Below are 20834 nucleotides of genomic sequence, written 5' to 3' on the forward strand. Positions count from 1 at the left end.
TGCTCAAATGGTGCATACATGCACCGATATGGACGGAGGCGACGTGCACAACCAGTCATCGAAGGTGCCGCGCCATGGTGAGCGCCGGCGAGCAGCTGACCCTGCCGTTGCGCTGGGGGCCCGCCATGGCTGACGGCAGCCTAGACACGGCCGTGCAGACGGTGATCGGCGCCTGGATCGACGACGGCGTGCTGGCCGCGCAGACCCTGGACAAGTTCGGGTTGCTGCTGCGCCGGTTCGCCCGCTTCGCCGCCGCCCACGACACCACCACGCTGGCCGCCGTCGATGCGGCGCTGGTCGCGAAATTCGTTGCCGCCAAAGGACGGGCCCGGCATGGCTGCGTGTCAGACGCGGCGGTTGCAACGATGCATAACCGGCGCGCAGCACTTCGGGCGTTCTACCGCAGCGCCCGTCGTCTGCGGTTGACCCTCGATGACCCCACTACCGACATCGACGTTCCCGCCCGGCAATCGTCCCCACAGCGGCCACTCTCCAATGACGAGGCCGCCCTGGTGCGGCTATTCGCCGAACACGCCACCCCGACCCGCCACGCCGCCACCGCCGCGTTGCTGCTCGCCGGCGCGCACACCTCCGAGCTGGGGCACATCAGCGCCGCCGACATCGACCCACAGACCGCGACCGTAGGGGCGCACGGATCGCGCAAACACCGCCCGCGCGTGTTGCCGCTGGACACCTGGTCGGTGCGGGTGCTCGCTGAACGCGCCGACTACCTCACCGGCCCACTACCTACATCGGCCGCGTCGCCGGTGTTGTGCACCGCCGCCGGCGGCAGCGACGCCCATAAACAAGCCCGCGTCTGCGTCACGGTGCGCGACATCCTGTCCCGCGCCGGGCTCTCCGAGGACTCGGGCATCCGTCCCGCATCGCTGACCGCTTATGCCGCCCGACGTGAGTTCGACCGAACCGGCCGGATCGAAGATGCCGCCCACCGCGTCGGCGCGTCGTCGCTGGACGCCACCGCGGCGCTGATCGGCTACGACTGGCACGACGGGGGGTGATCCGCCGTGAGCAGGAAACCCGCGACGCCCGACCAGGCCGACGCCTATGGCGCCGGGCGGATTCAGCAGCGTCAGCTGCACCGGATCGCCACACCGATGGATCTCACCCTGCTCGAGATCGACACCATCGAAGCCGTCGCGTCCAGCGAACTCATCTATCGACTTGCTGAAACGCTGCCCGTGCATGAGCCTGGCACTCCGGGTCGGCTCCCGCACTATCCGTCCTGGGTGTATGTGCTGCACAAGGCGCTGGCCGGGGTGTTGGGCTCACACAGCAAAGCCGCCCGCGCGATGGCTCACCCCGCCTACTGGCGTTCGATCCGCCATCACGCCGCTGCCCATCACGCACCGAAAGCACGGCGGTGCCCCCCGCAGCGCTGGCACCACAACTACGCCCAACACCTGCTCGACGAGCACGCCAACGAGCTGCTCGACGCGTTCCGGCCTTTGGCCCGCCGGTTGGCCATCGAGCTCGGCTGCCTGGACCCCGCCGCTACGGTGTCGCACACCGATCCCGCCCGCGGACAATACGTCGTCGGCGATGGCACCGTGGTGGCCGCGCCGGTCCGCAAGATCACCGCCGAGCGGTGGGCCGAACAGGGCGGACGCACCGTGCACGCCGGTATCGAGGTCCAAAACGGCGAATATGACAGCGAATTTCGTTGGGGCACCAAATTCGTGCTACTCGGCACCCGACCGGACAACGTCCGCAACAACCGTGTGGTCCTCGACGTCGACGCCGTGCCGGCGGGCAAGGGCTACGGCGGTGAAGCCCGCATCGCCGTGGACATGATCGACCGCGTCATCGCCGACCCAGACAGCCGCTGCGACGGCGTCTGCTACGACGGGGCATTCCGCGGTAAGCACATCGACCACTGCATGAAACGCGGTCTCACCGTGCTCTCACCGGTGCACGATGGCACCCGAAAGCCCACCGCACTCGACCGCATTGACTGCAAATGCGGCGAGTCCCACGAGCTGTGGACCGCCGATGGCCGCATCTGCGAGCGGCAGGTCCTCGACACCGGACACAAACACCTCCAGACCTGCCCGACCAGCAAGATCTTCTCCCGCCGCAACGCCGACGGTAGCCACCGCTGGTATCTGGAATTCGCGACCCCGTCGTGCGGCACCGTGCACCGCGAACGCATCGACACCACCGCCGAGGACTGCGCCCGCGGCCACAACCGCGCCGAACACCTGCGCCAGCACGTCAAGACCGATGACGGCGAGAGTGTCTACGACCGCTGCTACGGCTGGCGTGAAGATAGCGAATCGCTGAACAACACCCTCGACCGTACCCTCTACGGCGGACGCATGATCGCCTACAGCGCCGTGCGACAACTGACCGTCATGCTCGGATTCGCCATCGGCCGCAACGCCATCGCAGCCTATCTGCACCGACGACGACAACCCGAAGAGCGAGCCGCCTAACGCTGTTACCACGACGATGGTCATCGCACGTCGACCACGGCCGCCCAGACGTCGCGTGGCATTTGTCATGCCAGCTAAACTCACACCCGCCACACCGTGACCGGCCGCCACTTTGTATTGGCCCGTCCGGAATGGCACCGGGACGCCCCGGACACCGCTAGAATCCGCTGGTGTCACGCCGATCGGCGGGATTTTAGTCAGGTATTCAAAGACGTCCCCCGCCCCCGTAGCTCAGGGGATAGAGCACGGCTCTCCTAAAGCCGGTGTCGCAGGTTCGAATCCTGCCGGGGGCACCAGTTTTTGGGGTGTACGACTTCGGGACGGCCGCTACTTCCAGAAGGCGTTCATGGCCTGGGCGTAGGTGTCGTTGGCCGTGAGCGGGGCCAGGCCCAAGGCGTCTTCGATGGTGGCCATCAGGCTGTACTGGTTGTAATAGGCGTCGGTGGTGAAGTTGCCTGACTGCATCCCCCCGTACGTCACGGCGCCCGCACTCGGGATGACGATCATCGGAGCGTTATTGCCTTGGTTACCGAAGCCCAGTGAGAGGTTGTTGTTGTCTTCGTCCGTGGTGATGATGATGACGTCCCGCTCGTCCGGGTCGGTCCACGTCTTCGAGCTCTCGATGGTGGAGACCTCCTGCTGGACGAACTGGTCGGCGGCCGAGACGTTGTACTGATGGTCGCCGAGCTGTGTGGCGATGAACTGGAGAACGCCGCTGAGTGAGTCGACCGGGCCTTCCCCGTTGTTGTCCTCGTTGGCAGCGATCCAGGTGAATCCGGGGAACTTGCTCGGGTCAGCGAGGTCGGTGGACAACTGCGTCAGCGGAAGCAGGTGCTCCTGCAGGTAATCGGGGGTGTTGCCGTAGACGTAACTGAATTGGGTGAAGGGCAGTTCATCGGCGGAGTAGTCCCCCGATGACACGATGGCGCCCGCCGACGGCATGCTCTGCGCGTAGCCGGCCCAGCTGATGCCCGCCAGGTCCATCTCCTGCATGAGGCTCGGGGCGTTGATCGAGTTCGGGGCAGAGTTGTAGTCGATGCCGAAGTCCGAGCCGCCCAGGATCCGGAAGTAGTTCGGGTCGCTGGGGTGGCCCAACGCGTAGTAATTGTCCGCGTAGCCGTAGGTGTTGATCAGGCTGTTCATGTACGGCGCGTTGGGGCTACCGACGATGTCGGCGGCACCCTTGTTCTCCACGTAGATCACGAACACGTGATCGAGTTGGCCGACGTCTGACGTCGGTGTGGTGAGCGGCGCCGCGGTGAGGCTGGGATCGCCGACCGTGAACGACTCGTTGTCGGCGTAGGCGCCGTTGTAGTCGCCGAGGTACTGGTTTTCGTCGGTGAAGGTCGTGGTCACCTTTGCGGAGACCGCGCCGTCCGGGACTGTCCCCGTGATCTCGCGTTCCTCAAATCCGGTGAAACCCCAGCGATCCCAGACCGTGACGGGGTTGAGCGAGCCGGTGCCCACCACATTCCCGTCGGCGTCGAGGAAGCTGACCTGCACTGAGGCATAGGACGGGTTCCACGTTTGGCCACCCAGATCGGCACTGAGCGCATACGGCGTTCCGGCCGCGCCGGTGACGTCGACGGTTTGGCTGATGGTGGAGGTGCCCACCGGTCCGCCGCCAGCGAAGTTGTCGCCGCCGCCCGGCGGCGCGGTCTGCGGAAAGCCGAACAACCCCGACACCGTCGGCAACGGAAAAGCCACCGGGGACGGATATCCGACCGGGGTGCCGTAGGCGATCACGGTCGGCGTGCCGGTCTCGGTCCAGCCCGGAATGGTCACCCCGCTATAGCCGGACCCGGACGGATCGGCTGTTTCGAAGCCCGGGTTGACCAGCAGGTTCTGACTCATCAGTTGCGTGTCGGCGTGGAGCGGGGCAATCGGATCGAGACTGTTGAGCCAGCTGACGAGTTCGGTGTCCAGCTGTGGACCCAGGACCGTGGTGACCGAGTCCTGCTCCAGGAAACTTGTCATCGCATTGAGGACTTGGTCGATGAAGACGTCGAACTCATCGGCATGGGCTTCGGGCGCGGACGCCAACTGCCCCAGTCCCAGCGCCACAACCACGCTGGCCGCGCCCGTCATCCCCATCCTCAGACGCCGAAGAGCCATGGTTCCGACAATCCTCAGGCACCGCTAGGCCGTCAAGAAGCCCCAGCTAATACATTTCAGAGCCACAGGAAGTCGACAGAATCGCGCGACCGTGGGGTTAGCCGAACAGATCGGCCAGGCTGAAGCTCGGAGTGTCGGCGACCAGGTCGGACATGTTCGCCCACTGCTGGGCTGCCTGGGCACTGAGTTCGGTCGGCCAGTCGTCGTTGGCGGTCAGGATCACCGTCGCCAGGTTGTCCCGGGCATTGAGCAGTCCGGCCAAGATGCTGGTGTTGGGGTCGAACAGCAATCCGTCGATAGCGGGGATGAACAACTGGGGCATCACCACCGAGAGGGCGGTCTGCGCCAGCCCTAGTGCGATGGGCAGGTTGATGTTGCTGGCCAGCAGCGGCAGGGCGTTCCAGACCGCGGACAGGCTTTCCATCGGGTTTTCCAGGACACTGCGCACCACGGCGTCCCAATCCGGGCTGAGCGCCTCGGTGAAGCGCAGCTCCATCGGCGTGACGGGCTGGCTGGCGAAGACGGCCTCGAAGTTCTCATTGCCCATCAGGCCTTGCAGCCCGTTCATCAGGAGGTTCTGCAGCACCCAGTCGGGCTGGGCGGTCATCCGGGACATATCCAGCGCATAGCCGTAGGACAACACTCGCTGCGTCATGTCGGCGGCGAACTCCTCGGGGCTCACCGTCGGGGTGCCGTCGGGGAGGTAGTCGTTGAGCTCGCTGATCGGCACGACTTGAGCCGTCACTCCCAGTCCCAAGACGCTGTCGGGATCGGCGACGTGTTCGAAGCGCGCGAAGATCTCGCCTCGCGACAGGCCCCCGGTGTCCAGCCAGTTCGCCACGCCCGGATTGGTGGCGCTGACAACGTAATAGGTGTAGCCATCGGGGTCGTGGTAGGTCGTGGTGTGGTTCAGCGTGGATTGCGCCATGACGTAGGGCAGCGCACCGCCGTAGACGTTCATCAGTTGAATGCCGCTGTAAGCCGACTCCACGTTCGGCACCTTGATGACCAGAGCCTCATCGGAATCCAGGTCGAAGTTGCCGCCGGTGACCACCGCACTGGCCAGGCCGGCACCGTAGCTCGTCTGGGGGCCCAGGTCATGCATGGTGTTGGCGGGAATGTTCATGCCTACCGAGGCGCCGCCTTCGATTGCCCGCGTGTTGAACGGGCCAACGACCTGAGCGAAGGCACTGAAAAGGGTGGTGAGGATCGAGTCGACCGATCCGAGGCCACCGGAATCTGCCAGCGTGGTCGACACCGGGTCGTCACTGGGGAAGAACCCGCCCTCGGGGATAGCGAAGAACGGCGGGCAGTCGGCCACACATTGCACGGTGACGCTGCCCGGACCCTTCGCCCAGTCGCCGAGGATGTCCCGGATCAACAGCGACGCGGCGCCGCCGACGGTGGCGTCGGTGGTGTCCATGAAGTTCAGCGCTCCGGCCGGCGCCTCCGGTCCGATGTAGACGGTGAAGGTGCCGTCGGGATTGAGCACCAAGCCGTCGCCCAGTTCCAGGTCTTCGATCGCCTGCGCCGTGCCGCCGGTGATGGCCTGCGTGCTGATCGCGAAATGCTCCGTACCACCGCCGAGGGTGCCGTGCAGGACGTAGGTCGCACCGGGCGCCAGACCGGCGGTCACCCGGTAATAGATGTCGGGGGTGAAGAAGTCGAAATACTGCCGTGGCTCGGTGGCGTTGCCCGCGATCGCCTCTGGCGACTGAAAGAAAACGCCGTTGAACAGTTGGGTGACTCGTGAGAGGCCGGCGCTGAGCAACTGGTAGTTGGTGTTCTGCAGCATCAACATCACGTTGTCTTCGCTGCCGGGCGTCGCGTACGGCAAGGTCATGTTGAGCTCGACCAGCCGCTGCATCTCCGCGATCAGCGCATCGATCGCGGGCTGGAACCCGTACGTCGCTGTCAACGCCACCGCGGGCGGCGCGCTCGCCGCGGCCGTCACCGGCGAGCCCATCACCAGCGACAACGCGCTGCCCACCGCGGCCGCGGCGACGCCGTACCGCTGGATGCGGCTCGGCCGGCCCACTGCTCCGCTTGCGATCACGCCCACGACCACTCCCCGATCTTGTTCATGATTCTCTGGTTTAAATCACGGCGAATTTTTATTTTCCGACGATACGTCGAGGGCTTGGCGGGTGCAATAGTCGCCGCGCCCCGCCGCAACCCGTGTCGATAAACCCCTTGCCTGCATCAACCGGGACCGCCCGGTAGGTTGCGCTGCATGTCCAAGCGATGGCTTTCTGCGTGCGGAACGGTGACAGCAGCACTGGTCCTGAGCGGATGCGGGCTGACCGTGACGAAGACCGGCACCGACCCGGTCGCGAACGTGGCCCCCCGCAGCACCCCCAACGGCATGGTGTTGGTGTCGCCGGACAACTTCGTGCGGGCGGTCACCGACCAGGAATTCACCAACATCGTCAACGAGAACGGCTTCGGCCGTTTCTTCCACATGCGCGACGTCACCCCGGTCGACCGGCAGCTGGTGGTGCGGTCCAATCGGGACACCCTGTATTCGGCGGCGGTGTTCGACCTGCAAGCCAGTCCGGTCACCCTGACGCTGCCCGATCCCGGTCAGCGGTACATGTCGGCGCAGGTGATCAACCAGGACGAATACGTCACGGACATGTTCTACGGCGGCGGCGAGCACACGCTGGATCAGCAGCATGTCGGCACCCGCTATGTGGCCGTCGCCATTCGCATCCTGGCCGACCCCAACGATCCCGCAGACCTCGCCGCAGCCCACCGCCTGCAGGACGCGATCACCGCGCACCAAGACGACACCGGCAGCTTCGACGTGCCCCGGTGGGATCCGGTCAGCCAGAAGAAGGTCAGCGACGCGCTGTTGGAGCTGGCCCAAACGATCCCCGACACCCGGGGCATGTTCGGCAGCGAGGCCGAAACCGACCCGGTGCGGCATCTGATCGGGGCGGCCGCGGCGTGGGGCGGCAACTCCGAGAAGGAGGCGTTGTACCTCAATGTCACCCCGGCCCGCAACGACGGCAACACGGTGTACCGCCTTACCGTCAAAGACGTTCCGGTGAAGGCGTTCTGGTCGGTCACCGTCTACAACAAGAACGGCTACTTCACGGAGAACCCGCAGCAGGCGTACTCGGTCAACAACATCACCGCGGACAAAGCGGCGGACGGATCGGTGACCGTGCAGTTCGGGGGATGTTCCGACGACAACAAAGCCAATTGCCTGCCCACCACGCCGGGCTGGAACTACCTGGTCCGGCTCTACCAGCCGGACAAGGAGATCTTGTCGGGCAAGTGGGTCTTCCCGGCGGCGCAACCCGAAGAGTCATCGAGTAGCGAGACCCGTTCTCCGGCACCGGCACCCGGTCCCGCGGCAACGCCCCCGCCGGCGCCGTCGCGGCCGGCACGCTGACCACAGGGCCGGCACCCGGCAAGCCGGTTGAGGAGGTAGCTGGTGGACAAGCAGTTTCGCTTCGGAGTGGGCCTGAACCCGATTCGATCGGCGACCGAACTCACCGAGACCGCACGGCGGCTGGAGGGTTCCGGATTCGACGTCCTGCACGTGCCCGATCATCTTGGCGCCCCGGCCCCGTTCCCGGTTCTGGTCGCCGCCGCCGCGGCCACCTCGACGATCCGGGTGGGCACCTACGTGCTCAACGCCTGCTTCTACAAACCGGCACTGTTGACCCGCGACATCGCCGACACCGACGTGCTGTCGGGCGGGCGGCTGGAGGTGGGCCTGGGTGCGGGCTACGTGCGCGCGGAGTTCGAGGCTGCCGAGCTGCCCTTTCCCAGCGCCGGCCGCCGCGTCGAGTACCTCGAGCACGTGACGAAGTACCTGGCGACACACCAGCCGCGCGTGCCCATCCTGATCGCCGGCAGTGGTGACCGGCTACTGACCGCGGCAGCTCGCCACGCCGACATCATCGGATTGACCGGGTCGCGGGTGGACGGTGCCGACGATTCCCTGGCCGAGCGGGTCGACTTCGTCCGCGCAGCCGCCGGCAACCGCTTTGATGCCCTCGAACTGAACCTGGCCATCACGGCGGTGCCGACCGACGGCTCCGGGATACCCGATCTGTCACTGACCCGCCGGTTCGCGCCGACCCTGTCGGATGAGGAACTGCTGGCCTCGCCCGCGGTGCTGTCCGGGTCCGTTGACGAGATGGCCGACACGCTGCGCGAACGCCGCCACCGTTACGGGATCAGTTACTTCACCGTCCAGCAGCAGCACGCCGATGCGTTCTCTGAGGTCATCGCCGCACTGCGGTGACCAGCGCCCACACCGAACAGCACAACGCACCCACGACGGCGACGGCGCCGATATAGAGCCCGTAGCCGGCGTTGATGGGTGCCGCGACGTTCAGCCGGTAGTACCAGATGCCCAGTGCGGTGATCAGCGCGGAGTCGAGCACTGCGACGACCGCGGCCAGCCGGGTGAACAGCGCCCGGGCCACCATCGCGCCGGCCACCAGCAGCACGGAGGCGAGCAGCACGATCAGCTGGCCGACCCCAAAGCGGGGCGGCAGCGCGATGGCACCGGCGCTGCCGCCGATCGCACTGGCATGCCCGCCACCCTCGGCCGAGGTGGTCAGCCACGGCAGCCAGGCACTGCCCGACAGCAGGGCCGCGCACAGCGCAATCAGCCAACCGGGACGGTAGCGAGTCATGTTGTGACACTAGCTCGCATCGACCAGCACTCCGCTGCGCGGCATCGACAACGTCCTGCTCAGGCCGAGCCGTCCCAGGAACTCGTCGTCGTGACTCACCACGATGAAGGCTCCGCGATAGCCGCTCAGCGCGTCGACGAGCTGACCGACGCTGTCCCGGTCGAGGTTGTTGGTCGGCTCGTCGAGCAACAACAACTGCGGCGGTGGATCGGCGAGCAGTAGTTGTGCCAGCGCGACACGGAATCGCTCACCACCGGACAGGGTGCCGACCGGCCGGGCCACCCGGTCCTCGGTCAGCAGGAATCGGGCCAGTTGGGCGCGCACCGCCCGTGGCTGCCCGCCGGAGACCGCCGACACCGCGTCGAACGCGGACACGGTGTCGGCCAGGTGGTCCAGGCGTTGCGGCAGGTATCCGACCCGGTCGGTCAGCAGTCGCCCGGCATCGCCGCTCAGCAGTGCTTCCAGCAGCGTCGTCTTGCCCACCCCGTTCGGGCCGCCCAGGGCGATGCGCTCCGGTCCCTGCACCAAGACCGGTCCGTCGGCTCCGGGCAGCTCGGCCAGCCGGCGGCCGTTGGGCACCTCCGGATCCGGCAGATCCACGCGAATGTGTTCCTCGCGACGAACCCGGGCGCAGGCGGCCTCCAAGTCGGCTTGGGCATCACGAACCCGACCGTCCAGATGCCCACGCAGCTTGCCCGCCGAGACCTGGGCATTGGCGGCGTTCTGGTTCATCACGATCTTGGCGGCACGCTTGTTCTGGTGGGCGACCTGGGCCGCCCGGTTGCGTCGAGCGAGTTTGGTCTCGGCTTCCACCCGCTGGCGCTTCTCCACCTTGACCACCTGCCCAGCGGTGCAGGCCGCCGCCCGGGCGGCGGCCTGCTCGGCTTGCAGGTGCGCCCGCCAGGCGCTGTAGGGGCCGCCGAACGTGGTGAGTCGTCCGTCGTAAAGCTCAGCGGTGCAGTCCATCTGCTCCAGCAGCGCGGTGTCGTGGCTGGCCACAATGAGCGAGCCGGGCCACGTGTCGACCAGCCGCGCCAACCCGGCGCGCGCGGCGCGGTCCAGGTTGTTGGTCGGCTCATCGAGCAGGGTGATCGGGGCGGCCGCCAGCCGCAGCCCGGTCAACGCCACCAGCATGGCCTCCCCGCCGGACAGTTCGGCGACTCGGCGATCGAGGTCGCCCGATCCAAATCCGATGTCGCGCAGTGCCGCATCGGCGCGGGATTCGATGTCCCAGTCATCACCGACCACTTCGAAATGGGCCTCGGCGGCGTCTCCGCCTTCGATCGCCCGAAGCGCGGCGAGTCGATCGGAGACACCGAGCAGCTCGGCGATCGAGGCGTCGGTATCGAGGGTGAGCAGCTGCGGCAGGTAGGCCACCTGCCCGACCGCGGTGATGTGCCCGGTTGTCGGCCGGAGTTCGCCGACGATGAGCCGAAGCAGGGTGGATTTGCCGGCGCCGTTGGCGCCCACCAGGCCGGTACGGCCGATACCGAACGAGCCGGTGACGCCGGCCAGCGCGGCACCGCCGTCGGGCCAGGTGAAGCCGACATCGGTCAGGGTGACGCCAGCGCGGGCGTCATAAAAAGGGAGGGACATGCGGTCTCCGGGAAGGTCAGCGGGAGCGCTGACAACCGGGACCGGACTACGGCAACTCGGCGGTGATCAGCGCGCGGACGGCGGCGTGAGACCGACGATGCCTGTCATTCCATGACCTCCTGTGCAGGGACGCCCGCCACACTAGCGGCGGGATGGCGCGGCGTGCAACCGATTAACTCGGCGCGAAAACCGTGACGAACTTGCGCAGCGACTCGTTGATGTCGCTCTTGAGCGCGGCGGCCACCAGCATGCCGATCGGGCCGAACAGGGCCGGACCGCCCAGGTGCACGTCGAAACTGACCTTGGAGCCATCGCCCTGCGGGGCGACCTTGGCGAGCAACTTGATCTTGACCCCGCCCTTACCGTCGCCATTGAGCGTCATCCCGGCGGGTGGCTTGTAGTTCACGATCGTCCAGCTGATCTTGTTGAGCATGCCCTTGACCTCGACGATCGACTCCAAGGTGGTGCCCTTGTCGAGGGTCTCGGGCAGCACACTGCGCCATACCCGGTGAATGGTCAGCCACTCTTTGTAGCGGGACAGATCCGAGGCGTACGCCCAGGCCTCTTCGGGAGGCAGCGGAACGTCGATGGATCCGGAGAGCTTGGCCATGTCGTGCTTACCCCTAGTGTCGCGGTTTATCGCTGCGTCATTGTGGTCGTTGCCGACTCCCGCCACAACTTCGGCCGCTCACCGAGCATGCCGCCCCGGGCCCACCACATCGCCTCGATGGCGGCTGCGCCGAGCGCGCCGATGCCGAGCGCCAGCAACGTCAGTGCCGTGTTGGAGGGGTCCAGCAGGAACTTCTCCCGGGTCAGCGGCATCGCGAAGATCGCCACGTAGGCCAGCCCGCAACTGATCACCAACAGCAGCCGCCACCATTGATAGGGCCGAGCCACCACGGCCAGCACCCATCCCGCGGTGGTCAGCAAAGTGATCAGCGCGCTGGTGGAGGCCTGGATCTGCTGGACCGCGGTGGCTTCGCTGCCGCGGTAGGCCACCAGGTAGGACGCGAAGGTGGCGATGCCCACCACCACGCCGGCCGGCAGCGCCCCGCTCATCACCCGGCGTACGAACCCGGGGTGCGCCCGCTCATTGTTCGGCGCGAGCGACAGGATGAACGCCGGGATGCCGATGGTGAACCACGCCGCGACCGTGACGTGGATCGGCTGGAATGGATACAGCAACGGTTTGGTGCCGAACAGGGCCGACGCCAGCCCCACCAGGCCCACCAGCAGTGCGAGCAGCACGGAATACACCGTCTTGGTCAAAAACAGGTTCGCCACCCGCTCGATGTTGCCGATCACCCGACGCCCCTCCCCCACCACGTAGGGCAGGGTGGCGAACTTGTTGTCCAGCAAGACGATCTGGGCCACCGAACGCGCCGCTGAGCTGCCCGCCCCCATCGCGACACCGATGTCGGCATCCTTGAGCGCCAGCACATCGTTGACGCCATCACCGGTCATCGCCACTGTGTGGTCGCGGGCCTGCAAGGCGCGCACCATGGCTCGCTTCTGATCGGGGCGCACCCGGCCGAACACGGTGTGTTCCTCGAGCGCACCGGCCAGTCGGTCCGGTTCACCGGGTAGCTTGCGGGCGTCCATCGCGTCCCCGGGCAATCCCAGCTCGGTGGCCACCGCACCCACCGAGACCGCGTTATCGCCGGAGATGACCTTTACCGAAACCTCCTGCGCGGCAAAAAAATCCAATGTCTCGCGGGCGTCCGGCCGCACCTTCTGCTCCAGCACCACCAGCGCCGCCGGAGTCACCGGCCCCGGCGCTTCGGGATGGTCGACGGGCAGGTCGCAGACCCCTAGCAACAAGACACGCAGCCCGCGCGCCCCGACCCGTTCGGCTTCCTCGGCGGCCGCCGAGGACGGTTCGAGCAGCACATCGGGCGCCCCGATCACCCAGTTCCCGTGCTCGGAGAATGAGACGCCGCTCCATTTGGTGGACGACTTGAACGGCGCGCAGGCGCTCGACGTCCAGCCCGGCGATGTCGGGAAAGCCTCGGCGATGGCCTGGATGCTGGCATTGGGGCGGGCGTCTTCGGCGGCCAGCGCGGCCAGCGCTTGGCGTACCGGAAGTCCTTCGGCGCCCTCGAGTTCGGTGACCTCCGACACTCGCATCCCGTTCTCGGTGAGAGTGCCGGTCTTGTCGGCGCAGACCACGTCGACGCGGGCCAGTCCTTCGATCGCGGGCAGTTCCTGCACGAGGCACTGCCGCTGACCCAGTCGCACGACCCCGAGCGCGAACGCCAGCGACGTCATCAGCACCAGACCCTCGGGAACCATCGGCACCAGGGCGCCCACCATCGCCAGTACCGATGCCCGCCAGCCCGCGTCGGTGGTGAACAACTGCGTGTAGATGATCAGCAGTCCGGCCGGGATCAACAGGTAGGTGATGAATTTCAGGATCTGGTTGATACCGCTGCGCAGTTCGGACTTCACCAGGGTGAACTTGCTGGCTTCCTCGGCCAGTTTGGCCGCGTACGCCTCGCGACCAACCCGGGTGGCCCGGTAGGCACCACTGCCCGAGACCACAAAACTGCCCGACATCACGTGGTCGCCGCGATCCTTGCCGATCGGGTCGGCTTCACCGGTGAGCAGCGACTCGTCGACCTCCAAGTCGGAGGATTCCATGACCTCGCCGTCGACGACGATCTGGTCGCCGGGGCCGAGCTCGATGATGTCGTCGAGCACCACCCGCCCCGGCGGGAGCTGCTGCGTGCCGGACTGCCTGCGCACCAACGGTTTCGCTTGGCCGATGATGGCCAGCTTGTCCAGCGTCTGTTTGGCCCGGATCTCCTGCACCATGCCGATGACGCTGTTGAAGACGATGAGCAATCCGAACAGCCCGTTGATCAGTGAGCCGGTGGTGAGCACGATGGCCAACAGCACACCCAGGATCGCGTTGATCCGGGTGAAGACGTTGGCGCGGATGATCTCGCGGACGCTGCGGGCCGCGCGGGCCGGGATGTCGTTAGTCTGGCCCCGCGAAACCCGGTCGGCGACTTCCGCGTCAGTGAGTCCTGCGGTTCGCGCGGTCGTCAACGGGTGAACCTTCCCAGCTTGTCGTGATCGAAGTACTCCAGCTCCACCGCGCCCTTGGTGAAGGTCGCCTTGGATATCGTTCCGTCCGGAGCATTCTCGCCCTGCAGGGCGAAGGTGAAGGTATCACCGTCGTAGTGGCTCAACCGGAATCGCTGGTGCTGCGGTCCGAGCGTCACGTCGAGTGCACCCTGGTCCTCGGTGACGGTGGCCGGGCCCCAGTAGGGGTTGGCGTACTCCCCGAGGTATTCCGACAGTGGCCGGGCGGGAGCCGGTTGGGCGGGAGGCCGGGCGCCCACCAGCGCGCCTTCGGGCTGTGACATCGGCGCCAGCGCCTGACGGTACAGCGTCGGCCAGTCCTCGCGGATCTCGCCGTACTGGACCAGGTCCAGAAATTGGGCGATCAAGGTCTCCGGGACCCCGATCGGGGTGGCGTTGGTCAGCACGACGATTCCGACGTCCTGCGACGGGAGTGCCGAGAACGCGGTCGCGGCGCCCAGCAGGAAAGCGCCCGAGTGGCCGTATTGGGTGCGCCCCGAGGAGGTGATCGACACGTTGAAGCCCTCGCCGTAGAACCCCGGCCGGGCGGTGCCGACGCCAGCCGGGGCGCTGATCACCTGCGGCGTGATCGCGGGGAGCAACGCTTTGGACGCGATGAGCTGGGTGTCGTTGTGGCTGCCGTTGGCCAGCACTAAGGTCAGCCACCGGGCCACGTCGTTGACCGACGAACTGACCCCGCCGGCCGGTGACTGGGCGTCCGGATTGCGTTGGTACCGCGGCTGGTAACCGTCGGCGGTCTTGATGTGGGTGAGTGCGCGGTTGGGCCGGGCGAGAAAGTCCGCGTAACGGGAACTGGTCGAGGCCATCCCCAGCGGCCGGTACAGCACGTCGGCCGACAGCTGCTCCCAGGGCATGCCGGCGGCGGTGGCAACCGCCTCGGCGGCGGCGGTCAGCCCGAAGTTGGTGTAGTCGTAGTTGTTGCGGAACGGGGCCAACGGCAGGTGTCTGAGCCGCTGCAGCACTTCCCGGCGGTCGTAGCCGAGGTCTTCGAGTCGGTCGCCGGCATGATCGGGCAACCCGGACCGATGGGCGTACAGGTCGGCGATGGTGAGGTGGTCGGTGACGTAGGGGTCCGACAGCGCGAACCAGGGAAGTTGCGTCACCACCGGGGTGTCCCAGGCGATGGTCCCCGCGCTGATCTGCTGCGCCACCACGGTCGCGCCGACCGGTTTGGACATCGAGGCCAGCTGGAACACCGTATCGGCGTTGACCGCATTGTCCGGTCCATCACCATCGCGGATATCGCGCACACCAAAGCCTTTGGCGTACAGGGTTTTACCGCCATGTACGACCGCGACGGCCAGCCCGGGAATTCCCGTGCTGGTCATCAGTTCCTGCGCCAGGCCATCGAGTTTGGCGACCGCGGCATCGACGCGACCCGCGGGGATGTCCACGCCGGACACCTCGTTGGGCGGGGTGTCGTGCTGCGCGGCCGGAGTCCCCGCCGGAGCGCACGCGCTCAACGCAACGGCCAGCACAGTGGCCCCGGCCGTAGCCGCCCACCTGGTCATGGCGCTAGAGCCTCCACCACGCAGTGGGCGCGGCGACGTCGAGCCGCACTGAACCGCCGGGCCCATGCGGCGGTCCCAGCTTCGCCTCTCCTCCGTCGAGCCTCACTGAACCGCCGGGCCGGGGCACTGCCGTTGCTATCCCCGCGGCGTCGGCGGCGACCAGCAACCGTTCCACCGGTTCGGCCCAGCGGTGCGGCGCCAACCGGAAGGTGCCCCAGTGGATCGGCACCAGCAGGCCCGACCCCGAACCATTCAGGTCGAGGTGCGCCTGCACCGCCTCCTCCGGGTTCATGTGGACGTCGGGCCAGGCGGTGTTGTAGGCACCGATCGGCAACAGCGTTGCGTCGAACGGTCCATGCTGGGCGCCGATCGTGCCGAAGCTGCTGGTGTATCCGCTGTCCCCACCGAAGTAGACCCGATGGTCGGGACCGGCGATCACCCACGACGCCCACAAGGTCTGGTTGCGGGTCAGGAATCGTCCGGAGAAATGTCGCGCCGGGGTACAGGTCACGGTGAGATCGCCCACCGTGGTGTTCTCGTCCCAGTCGAGTTCGATCACCCGCTCGGACGGGATGCCCCACGCCCGAAGGTGCGCACCGACGCCCAACGGGACGATGAACGGCGCCCGCTGGCTGCGGGCCAGCGCGGTGATGGTGTCGATGTCGAGGTGGTCGTAGTGATCGTGGCTGACCACGATCGCGTCGACGGCGGGCAGCGCCCCGAGACGTACCGGCGGAGGGTGCAGTCGTCGCGGCCCGACCGCGTCCGACGGCGAGCAGCGCTCGCTCCAGACCGGGTCGGTCAGCACCCGATAACCGTCGATCTCCACCAGTGCCGTCGCGTGCCCCAGCCAGGTGATCGCCAGCGGCTCGACGTCGGCGCTGAAATCGGGCACCTCGAGCGGGATCGGCACCGAGGGCCGTCGCCCGATGCGGTCGGCGAACAACTCGCGCACCATCAGCCGCTGTTGTTCGCGGTCCATGTTCACCATCGCGGCACGTTCGATGTTGTGGAAGATGCCGTCGCGGTAGTGCCTGGATCGGCTGGCCACCGCATTGATCGCGGTGGGTGCTGCACCCAACGCTGCGGGCGTGCCGCGCAGCGCACGAAGCGTCCAGCCGCCAGCGGCCAGCGACGCTGTGGCTCCCGCCAGTCGAAGTGCCCCACGCAGCATGACGACGAGTCTATGGTGGCGAGCCGCGGACTCCGCCGGTTAAGCGCCCTGGAACTTCGGCGGCCGCTTCTCCACCCGCGCCACCTGAGCCTCGATGACGTCCTGGCTTCCCCAGGCCTTGTCGAACAGCTCCTTGTGCACCGGCTGCTGCTCCTCGTAGGCGCCGTCGTCATTGAGCACCCGCTTGGCGTGCTGCAGGGCCAGCGGCGCCAGCCCGGCGATCTCGTGCGCCCAGGTCTGCGCGTCGGCGAGGGTGCCGATCCGGTTGGCCATCCCGGTCAGCAGCGCCGTGTCGGCGGGCAGCTTCTCCGCGGTCAGCATCATCGCCCGGGCCCGTCCGTAGCCGACCAGTGAGGTCAGTCGCCGGATGCTCCAGTTGTCCAGCGCCAGGCCGTACTTGGCGACCGGGAACTGGAAGAACGCCTGGGGAGCCACCACCCGCAGATCACAGACCATCGCCAGTTGCAGGCCGGCGCCGATCGCCGCGCCGTTGACGGCCCCGATCACCGGCACCGGGACGTCGGCGATGCTCTGGTGCAGCGCGACCAGCTTGTCGGGGTAGTCGGCGGCGAACGCGTCCCCGGACAGGTCCGCGCCGGCACAGAACACCGTGCCCTGCCCGGTCAGCACGATGGCCCGAACATCATGGGTAGCGGCGTCCACGATCGCCTCGCGCAGCTCGGTGACAAGCTGAGAGTTCAAGGCGTTGCGACGCTCGGGGCGCTGCAACTCGATAGTCGTGACGGCTTCATCGCGGGTAACACCGATCATGAGATGCCAGCCTATTCAAGCGTCTCGAGCAATTGTGGTCGGGTCTTCAACACCGCGCCTTGCACGGTCTGCACCCGTGCGGACCCGGATCGAAATCCGCCTCTCCCCACCCTAGTGATCCCGCTCACAACGGGAATCTCGGGCCGGCCGGCTTGCTTGACCTGATCAGGATTAACCGATCAGTTCGAAATAACTTGGGGGCACCCGACATGAGCACAGCACCCCTCGCCGGACGGCGAGCACTGGTGACCGGAGGTTCGCGCGGTATCGGCGCGGGAATCGTGCGCCGGCTCGCTGCCGACGGCGCCGCAGTGGCGTTCACCTACTCCTCATCGGCCGTCGAGGCCGACACGCTGGCCGCCGAACTGACCGCCGGCGGGGCCAAGGCAGTGGCCATCCAGGCCGACAGCGCCGATCCGGCGCAGGCCGGCGCCGCGGTCGAGCAGGCCGTTGCCGACCTCGGCGGCCTGGACATCCTGGTCAACAACGCCGGCACCGTATACGTCGCGCCGATCGACCAATACCCGCAGGAGCAGTTCGACCGCCTGGTGGCGCTCAATATCGGCGGGGTGTACTCGGCGATCCGCAGCGCGATCGGCCACCTCGGCGAGGGTTCGCGGATCATCAACATCGGCAGCATCAACGCCGACCGCGTCCCGGTGGGCGGCTTGGCCGTGTACGCGATGACCAAGGGCGCGGTCGCCTCGCTGACCCGGGGGCTGGCCCGCGAACTCGGTCCGCGCGGCATCACCGTCAACAACGTGCAGCCGGGCCCGATCGACACCGACTTGAACCCCGCCGCGGGCGAATTCGCCGACGCCATGCGGCAAGTCATGGCGTTGGACCACTACGGGCACACCGATGACATCGCCGCCGTGGTGAGCTTCCTGGCCGGACCGGGGTCGGGCTTCGTGACGGGAGCCAATTGGAACGTCGACGGCGGATACACCACTTGATGGTTAGCCTCATGCTGTGAGCCGGACCGGGGCCGACGAAGTGCGCGACGCGGTGCTGGACCGCGGTTCGTTCCTCAGTTGGGACGCCGCTCCGCTGACCGTGCCGGTCAGTGAGAGTTATGCCGCCGAGCTGGCCGCGGCCCGGGCGGCCAGCGGCCGCGACGAGGCGGTCCTGACCGGCGAGGGCCGGATCAACGGTCGCCGGGTCGCGGTGATCGCCAGCGATTTCGACTTCCTGGCCGGCTCGATCGGGGTGGCGGCCGCCGAGCGGATCACCGCCGCGATCCAGCGGGCCACCGCCGAACGACTGCCCCTGCTGGCGTCGCCGAGTTCGGGCGGAACCCGGATGCAGGAGGGCACCGTCGCTTTCCTGCAGATGGTGAAGATCGCCGCCGCCGTCGAGCTGCACAAGCGCGCTCACCTGCCCTACCTGGTCTACCTGCGCGATCCCACCACCGGCGGGGTGTTCGCCTCCTGGGGCTCACTGGGGCACGTCACGCTGGCTGAACCGGGCGCACTGGTGGGTTTCCTGGGGCCGCGAGTCTACGAACAGCTCTACGGTGCCCCGTTCCCGCCGGGTGTCCAGACCGCTGAGAACCTACAGGCCTACGGAGTGATCGACGGCGTCATCCCGCTGAAGTGGCTACGGCGCACCTGCTCGCGGGCGCTGAAGGTAATGCTCGAGGATCCGGGACCGGCTCCGGCGACGGCGGCTTTGGACCCGGCTCCCGTGCCGATTCCTGACATCCCGGCGTGGGACTCCGTATGCGCGTCGCGGCGTCCCGATCGGCCCGGCGTCGCGTTTCTGCTGCGGCACGGCGCCACCGAGCGAGTGTTCCTGTCGGGGACCGGCAGCACCGAGCGCGGCGCCACGACCTTGCTGGCATTGGCGCGCTTCGGCGGCCAGCCCGCCGTGGTGTTGGGGCAGCTGCGGGGCGCAGATCGGCTGACCGATCCGGTTGCGCTGCGCGATGCCCGCCGCGGCATGGCCCTGGCCGCCGGCCTGCGGCTGCCGCTGGTGTTGGTGATCGACACCCCGGGCCCGGCGCTGTCGGTGGAGGCCGAGCAGGGTGGACTGGCGGCCCAGATCGCGGCGTGCCTGGCCGAGCTGGTCACCCTGGAGGTGCCGACGGTGTCGGTGCTGCTGGGCCAGGGCAGTGGCGGGCCGGCGCTGGCGATGGTGCCCGCGGATCGGGTGCTGGCGGCGTTGCACGGCTGGCTGGCGCCGCTGCCGCCGGAGGGCGCCAGTGCCATCGTGTTCCGCGACACCGACCACGCCCCGGAACTCTCCGCCGCGCAGGGCATCCGGTCGGCGGATCTGCAGGCCCACGGGATTGTGGATGTGATCGTGGCCGAGCACCCGGACGCCGCCGACGAGCCCATCGACTTCGCCAAGCGAATGTCGCGCGCCATCGCCGTCGAGCTGAACGCGCTGCGCGGGGTGCCCGCCGCGCAGCGGATGGCGGCCCGGTTGGAGCGCTACCGGCGGATCGGCTTGCCGAATCCCTAACCGGTGATCATCGCCACGGCCACCCCGGCCAGCACCATCCCCATCACCTGCCGCAGACGCACCCGCTCCCCCAGCAGGACGACCGCCAAGATCACCGTGGCGGCCGGGTACAGCGAGATCAGCACGCTGGCCAGTGACAGCAGCGCGAGCTTCAACGCGAACAGCATGGTGACGTTGGCGGCGGTGTCGAGCAGGGCGATCAGGAACGCCAACCGCAACGGGGTGCCCGTCGGCACGCTGAGATTGCGGCTCATCGCCGCCACCGCGATCACCAGGATTGTGGCCGCGCCACGCGCGAACAACAGCGGCCACAGCCCGGAATCCGCCGGAGTGCGGTCCAGGAAGACGAAGTTCAATCCCAGGGCCACCCCCGAGGCGACCGTTAACCAGAGCACGCGGTGGCTGAGCCCCGGCCGATGGACACCGTCGTCGCCGGCGTGCCAGCTGATCAACACCACCGCACCCAATGCCACCGCGATACCGGCGCTGGCGAGCATGCCGGGCCGCTCCCCCAGCATCCGCCCGACGCACACCGGCACGCTGGCATCCACCACCGCAGCCAGGGGCGAAACCACCGAGATCGGACCGGCGGCCATGGCGGCATAGAACCACCAGATGCCCAGGGCCTGGCTGAGTCCACCGAGCATGCCCAAGACGACCGTGCTGGTGGTGATGTGCCCGCCGCCGATCAGCGCGAGCAAACCGAGCATCACCATCGAAACCGGGGTGGAAACCAATACCACTCGAAGCGCAGCAACCCGCCGCGACGCGACACCGCCCACGAAGTCGCTGATCCCGAAACTGGTGGCCGACGCCAACGCCAGTCCCTGCGCGGTAGGCGAGCCGATCACGCGGCTGCCTTGGCAGCCTCGGCAGTCGCGGCGCCCTTAACGTTCGATGTGACCATCACGGCGGAAAGCCTAAGTGCGCGGTGAACCCAGAACCCCCGGCGTTTGCGGGATCTTTGCAGCCGACGACCGAT

16 protein-coding genes and 1 tRNA gene are annotated in these 20834 nt (G+C 67.6%); 7 read left to right on the forward strand and 10 right to left on the reverse strand.

The window, feature by feature from the left end; genetic code table 11:
- Positions 1-74: 74 nt before the first annotated feature.
- The 3 genes from EJK91_RS07255 (at position 75) to EJK91_RS07270 (ending at position 2749) form a co-directional block, all read left to right on the forward strand.
- Complete coding sequence (locus EJK91_RS07255; protein WP_224864596.1) at positions 75-1019, forward strand: site-specific integrase; 945 nt, start codon at positions 75-77, stop codon at positions 1017-1019.
- 6 nt (positions 1020-1025) lie between these two features.
- Positions 1026-2453 carry a hypothetical protein gene (locus EJK91_RS22330; protein WP_224864595.1) on the forward strand — a complete coding sequence of 476 codons (1428 nt, stop codon included), beginning with the start codon at positions 1026-1028 and terminating at the stop codon, positions 2451-2453.
- A 220-nt stretch (positions 2454-2673) separates the two neighbouring features.
- A tRNA-Arg gene (locus EJK91_RS07270) sits at positions 2674-2749 on the forward strand.
- Between the two features lie 31 nt (positions 2750-2780).
- Here EJK91_RS07270 and EJK91_RS07275 read toward each other — a convergent pair.
- Positions 2781-4568, reverse strand: coding sequence for an alkaline phosphatase family protein (locus EJK91_RS07275; RefSeq protein WP_125078577.1), 1788 nt, complete (start codon positions 4566-4568; stop codon positions 2781-2783).
- A gap of 97 nt (positions 4569-4665) precedes the next feature.
- The gene (locus EJK91_RS07280) at positions 4666-6630 is read right to left on the reverse strand and encodes a hypothetical protein (RefSeq protein ID WP_125078578.1); all 1965 of its coding nucleotides are present in this window, start codon (positions 6628-6630) and stop codon (positions 4666-4668) included.
- Positions 6631-6942: 312 nt separating this feature from the next.
- Here EJK91_RS07280 and EJK91_RS07285 point away from each other — a divergent pair, with 312 nt between their 5' ends.
- The gene (locus EJK91_RS07285; RefSeq protein WP_024441823.1) at positions 6943-7968 is read left to right on the forward strand and encodes a DUF1214 domain-containing protein; all 1026 of its coding nucleotides are present in this window, start codon (positions 6943-6945) and stop codon (positions 7966-7968) included.
- A 42-nt stretch (positions 7969-8010) separates the two neighbouring features.
- Entirely contained in the window at positions 8011-8829 is an 819-nt protein-coding gene (locus EJK91_RS07290; RefSeq protein WP_125078579.1) for an LLM class F420-dependent oxidoreductase, read from the forward strand.
- Here the strand turns inward: EJK91_RS07290 and EJK91_RS07295 are convergent.
- From EJK91_RS07295 to EJK91_RS07325, 7 genes are all read right to left on the reverse strand, one after another.
- Positions 8810-9226: a hypothetical protein gene (locus tag EJK91_RS07295; RefSeq protein WP_046302371.1), complete on the reverse strand. Its 417-nt coding sequence runs from the start codon at positions 9224-9226 to the stop codon at positions 8810-8812. The two genes, EJK91_RS07290 and EJK91_RS07295, sit on opposite strands and share 20 nt — an antisense overlap.
- A gap of 9 nt (positions 9227-9235) precedes the next feature.
- Positions 9236-10822, reverse strand: a complete 1587-nt coding sequence (locus EJK91_RS07300; protein WP_125078580.1) for an ABC-F family ATP-binding cassette domain-containing protein — start codon at positions 10820-10822, stop codon at positions 9236-9238.
- A 172-nt stretch (positions 10823-10994) separates the two neighbouring features.
- Complete coding sequence (locus EJK91_RS07305) at positions 10995-11432, reverse strand: type II toxin-antitoxin system Rv0910 family toxin (protein ID WP_024441827.1); 438 nt, start codon at positions 11430-11432, stop codon at positions 10995-10997.
- Positions 11433-11458: 26 nt separating this feature from the next.
- The gene (locus tag EJK91_RS07310; protein ID WP_125078581.1) at positions 11459-13873 is read right to left on the reverse strand and encodes a cation-translocating P-type ATPase; all 2415 of its coding nucleotides are present in this window, start codon (positions 13871-13873) and stop codon (positions 11459-11461) included.
- The gene (locus EJK91_RS07315) at positions 13870-15441 is read right to left on the reverse strand and encodes a serine hydrolase (protein ID WP_125078582.1); all 1572 of its coding nucleotides are present in this window, start codon (positions 15439-15441) and stop codon (positions 13870-13872) included. The genes EJK91_RS07310 and EJK91_RS07315 overlap by 4 nt, the downstream gene beginning before the upstream one ends.
- Positions 15442-15445: 4 nt before the next feature.
- On the reverse strand, positions 15446-16615 hold the full coding sequence (locus tag EJK91_RS07320; RefSeq protein ID WP_125078583.1) for an MBL fold metallo-hydrolase: 1170 nt from the start codon (positions 16613-16615) through the stop codon (positions 15446-15448).
- Between the two features lie 39 nt (positions 16616-16654).
- On the reverse strand, positions 16655-17386 hold the full coding sequence (locus tag EJK91_RS07325; RefSeq protein ID WP_125078584.1) for an enoyl-CoA hydratase: 732 nt from the start codon (positions 17384-17386) through the stop codon (positions 16655-16657).
- A gap of 209 nt (positions 17387-17595) precedes the next feature.
- Here EJK91_RS07325 and EJK91_RS07330 point away from each other — a divergent pair, with 209 nt between their 5' ends.
- Positions 17596-18342, forward strand: coding sequence for an SDR family oxidoreductase (locus tag EJK91_RS07330; protein ID WP_125078585.1), 747 nt, complete (start codon positions 17596-17598; stop codon positions 18340-18342).
- A gap of 16 nt (positions 18343-18358) precedes the next feature.
- Positions 18359-19852 (forward strand): carboxyl transferase domain-containing protein, encoded by a 1494-nt coding sequence (locus EJK91_RS07335; protein ID WP_125078586.1) that lies wholly within the window; start codon positions 18359-18361, stop codon positions 19850-19852.
- Here the strand turns inward: EJK91_RS07335 and EJK91_RS07340 are convergent.
- Entirely contained in the window at positions 19849-20703 is an 855-nt protein-coding gene (locus tag EJK91_RS07340; RefSeq protein WP_192830991.1) for a DMT family transporter, read from the reverse strand. The genes EJK91_RS07335 and EJK91_RS07340 overlap by 4 nt on opposite strands.
- Positions 20704-20834: the final 131 nt, after the last annotated feature.

It is taken from the genome of Mycobacterium sp. P7213 (genome assembly GCF_900604305.1).
Classification (GTDB): Bacteria; Actinomycetota; Actinomycetes; order Mycobacteriales; family Mycobacteriaceae; genus Mycobacterium.

Coding starts and splice junctions, on each gene's coding strand:
- EJK91_RS07255 (WP_224864596.1), top strand. CDS start 75: ATGGTGAGCGCCGGCGAGCAGCTGACCCTGCCGTTGCGCTGGGGGCCC.
- EJK91_RS07275 (WP_125078577.1), bottom strand. CDS start 4,568: ATGGCTCTTCGGCGTCTGAGGATGGGGATGACGGGCGCGGCCAGCGTG.
- EJK91_RS07295 (WP_046302371.1), bottom strand. CDS start 9,226: ATGACTCGCTACCGTCCCGGTTGGCTGATTGCGCTGTGCGCGGCCCTG.
- EJK91_RS07300 (WP_125078580.1), bottom strand. CDS start 10,822: ATGTCCCTCCCTTTTTATGACGCCCGCGCTGGCGTCACCCTGACCGAT.
- EJK91_RS07305 (WP_024441827.1), bottom strand. CDS start 11,432: ATGGCCAAGCTCTCCGGATCCATCGACGTTCCGCTGCCTCCCGAAGAG.
- EJK91_RS07315 (WP_125078582.1), bottom strand. CDS start 15,441: ATGACCAGGTGGGCGGCTACGGCCGGGGCCACTGTGCTGGCCGTTGCG.
- EJK91_RS07320 (WP_125078583.1), bottom strand. CDS start 16,615: ATGCTGCGTGGGGCACTTCGACTGGCGGGAGCCACAGCGTCGCTGGCC.
- EJK91_RS07325 (WP_125078584.1), bottom strand. CDS start 17,386: ATGATCGGTGTTACCCGCGATGAAGCCGTCACGACTATCGAGTTGCAG.
- EJK91_RS07330 (WP_125078585.1), top strand. CDS start 17,596: ATGAGCACAGCACCCCTCGCCGGACGGCGAGCACTGGTGACCGGAGGT.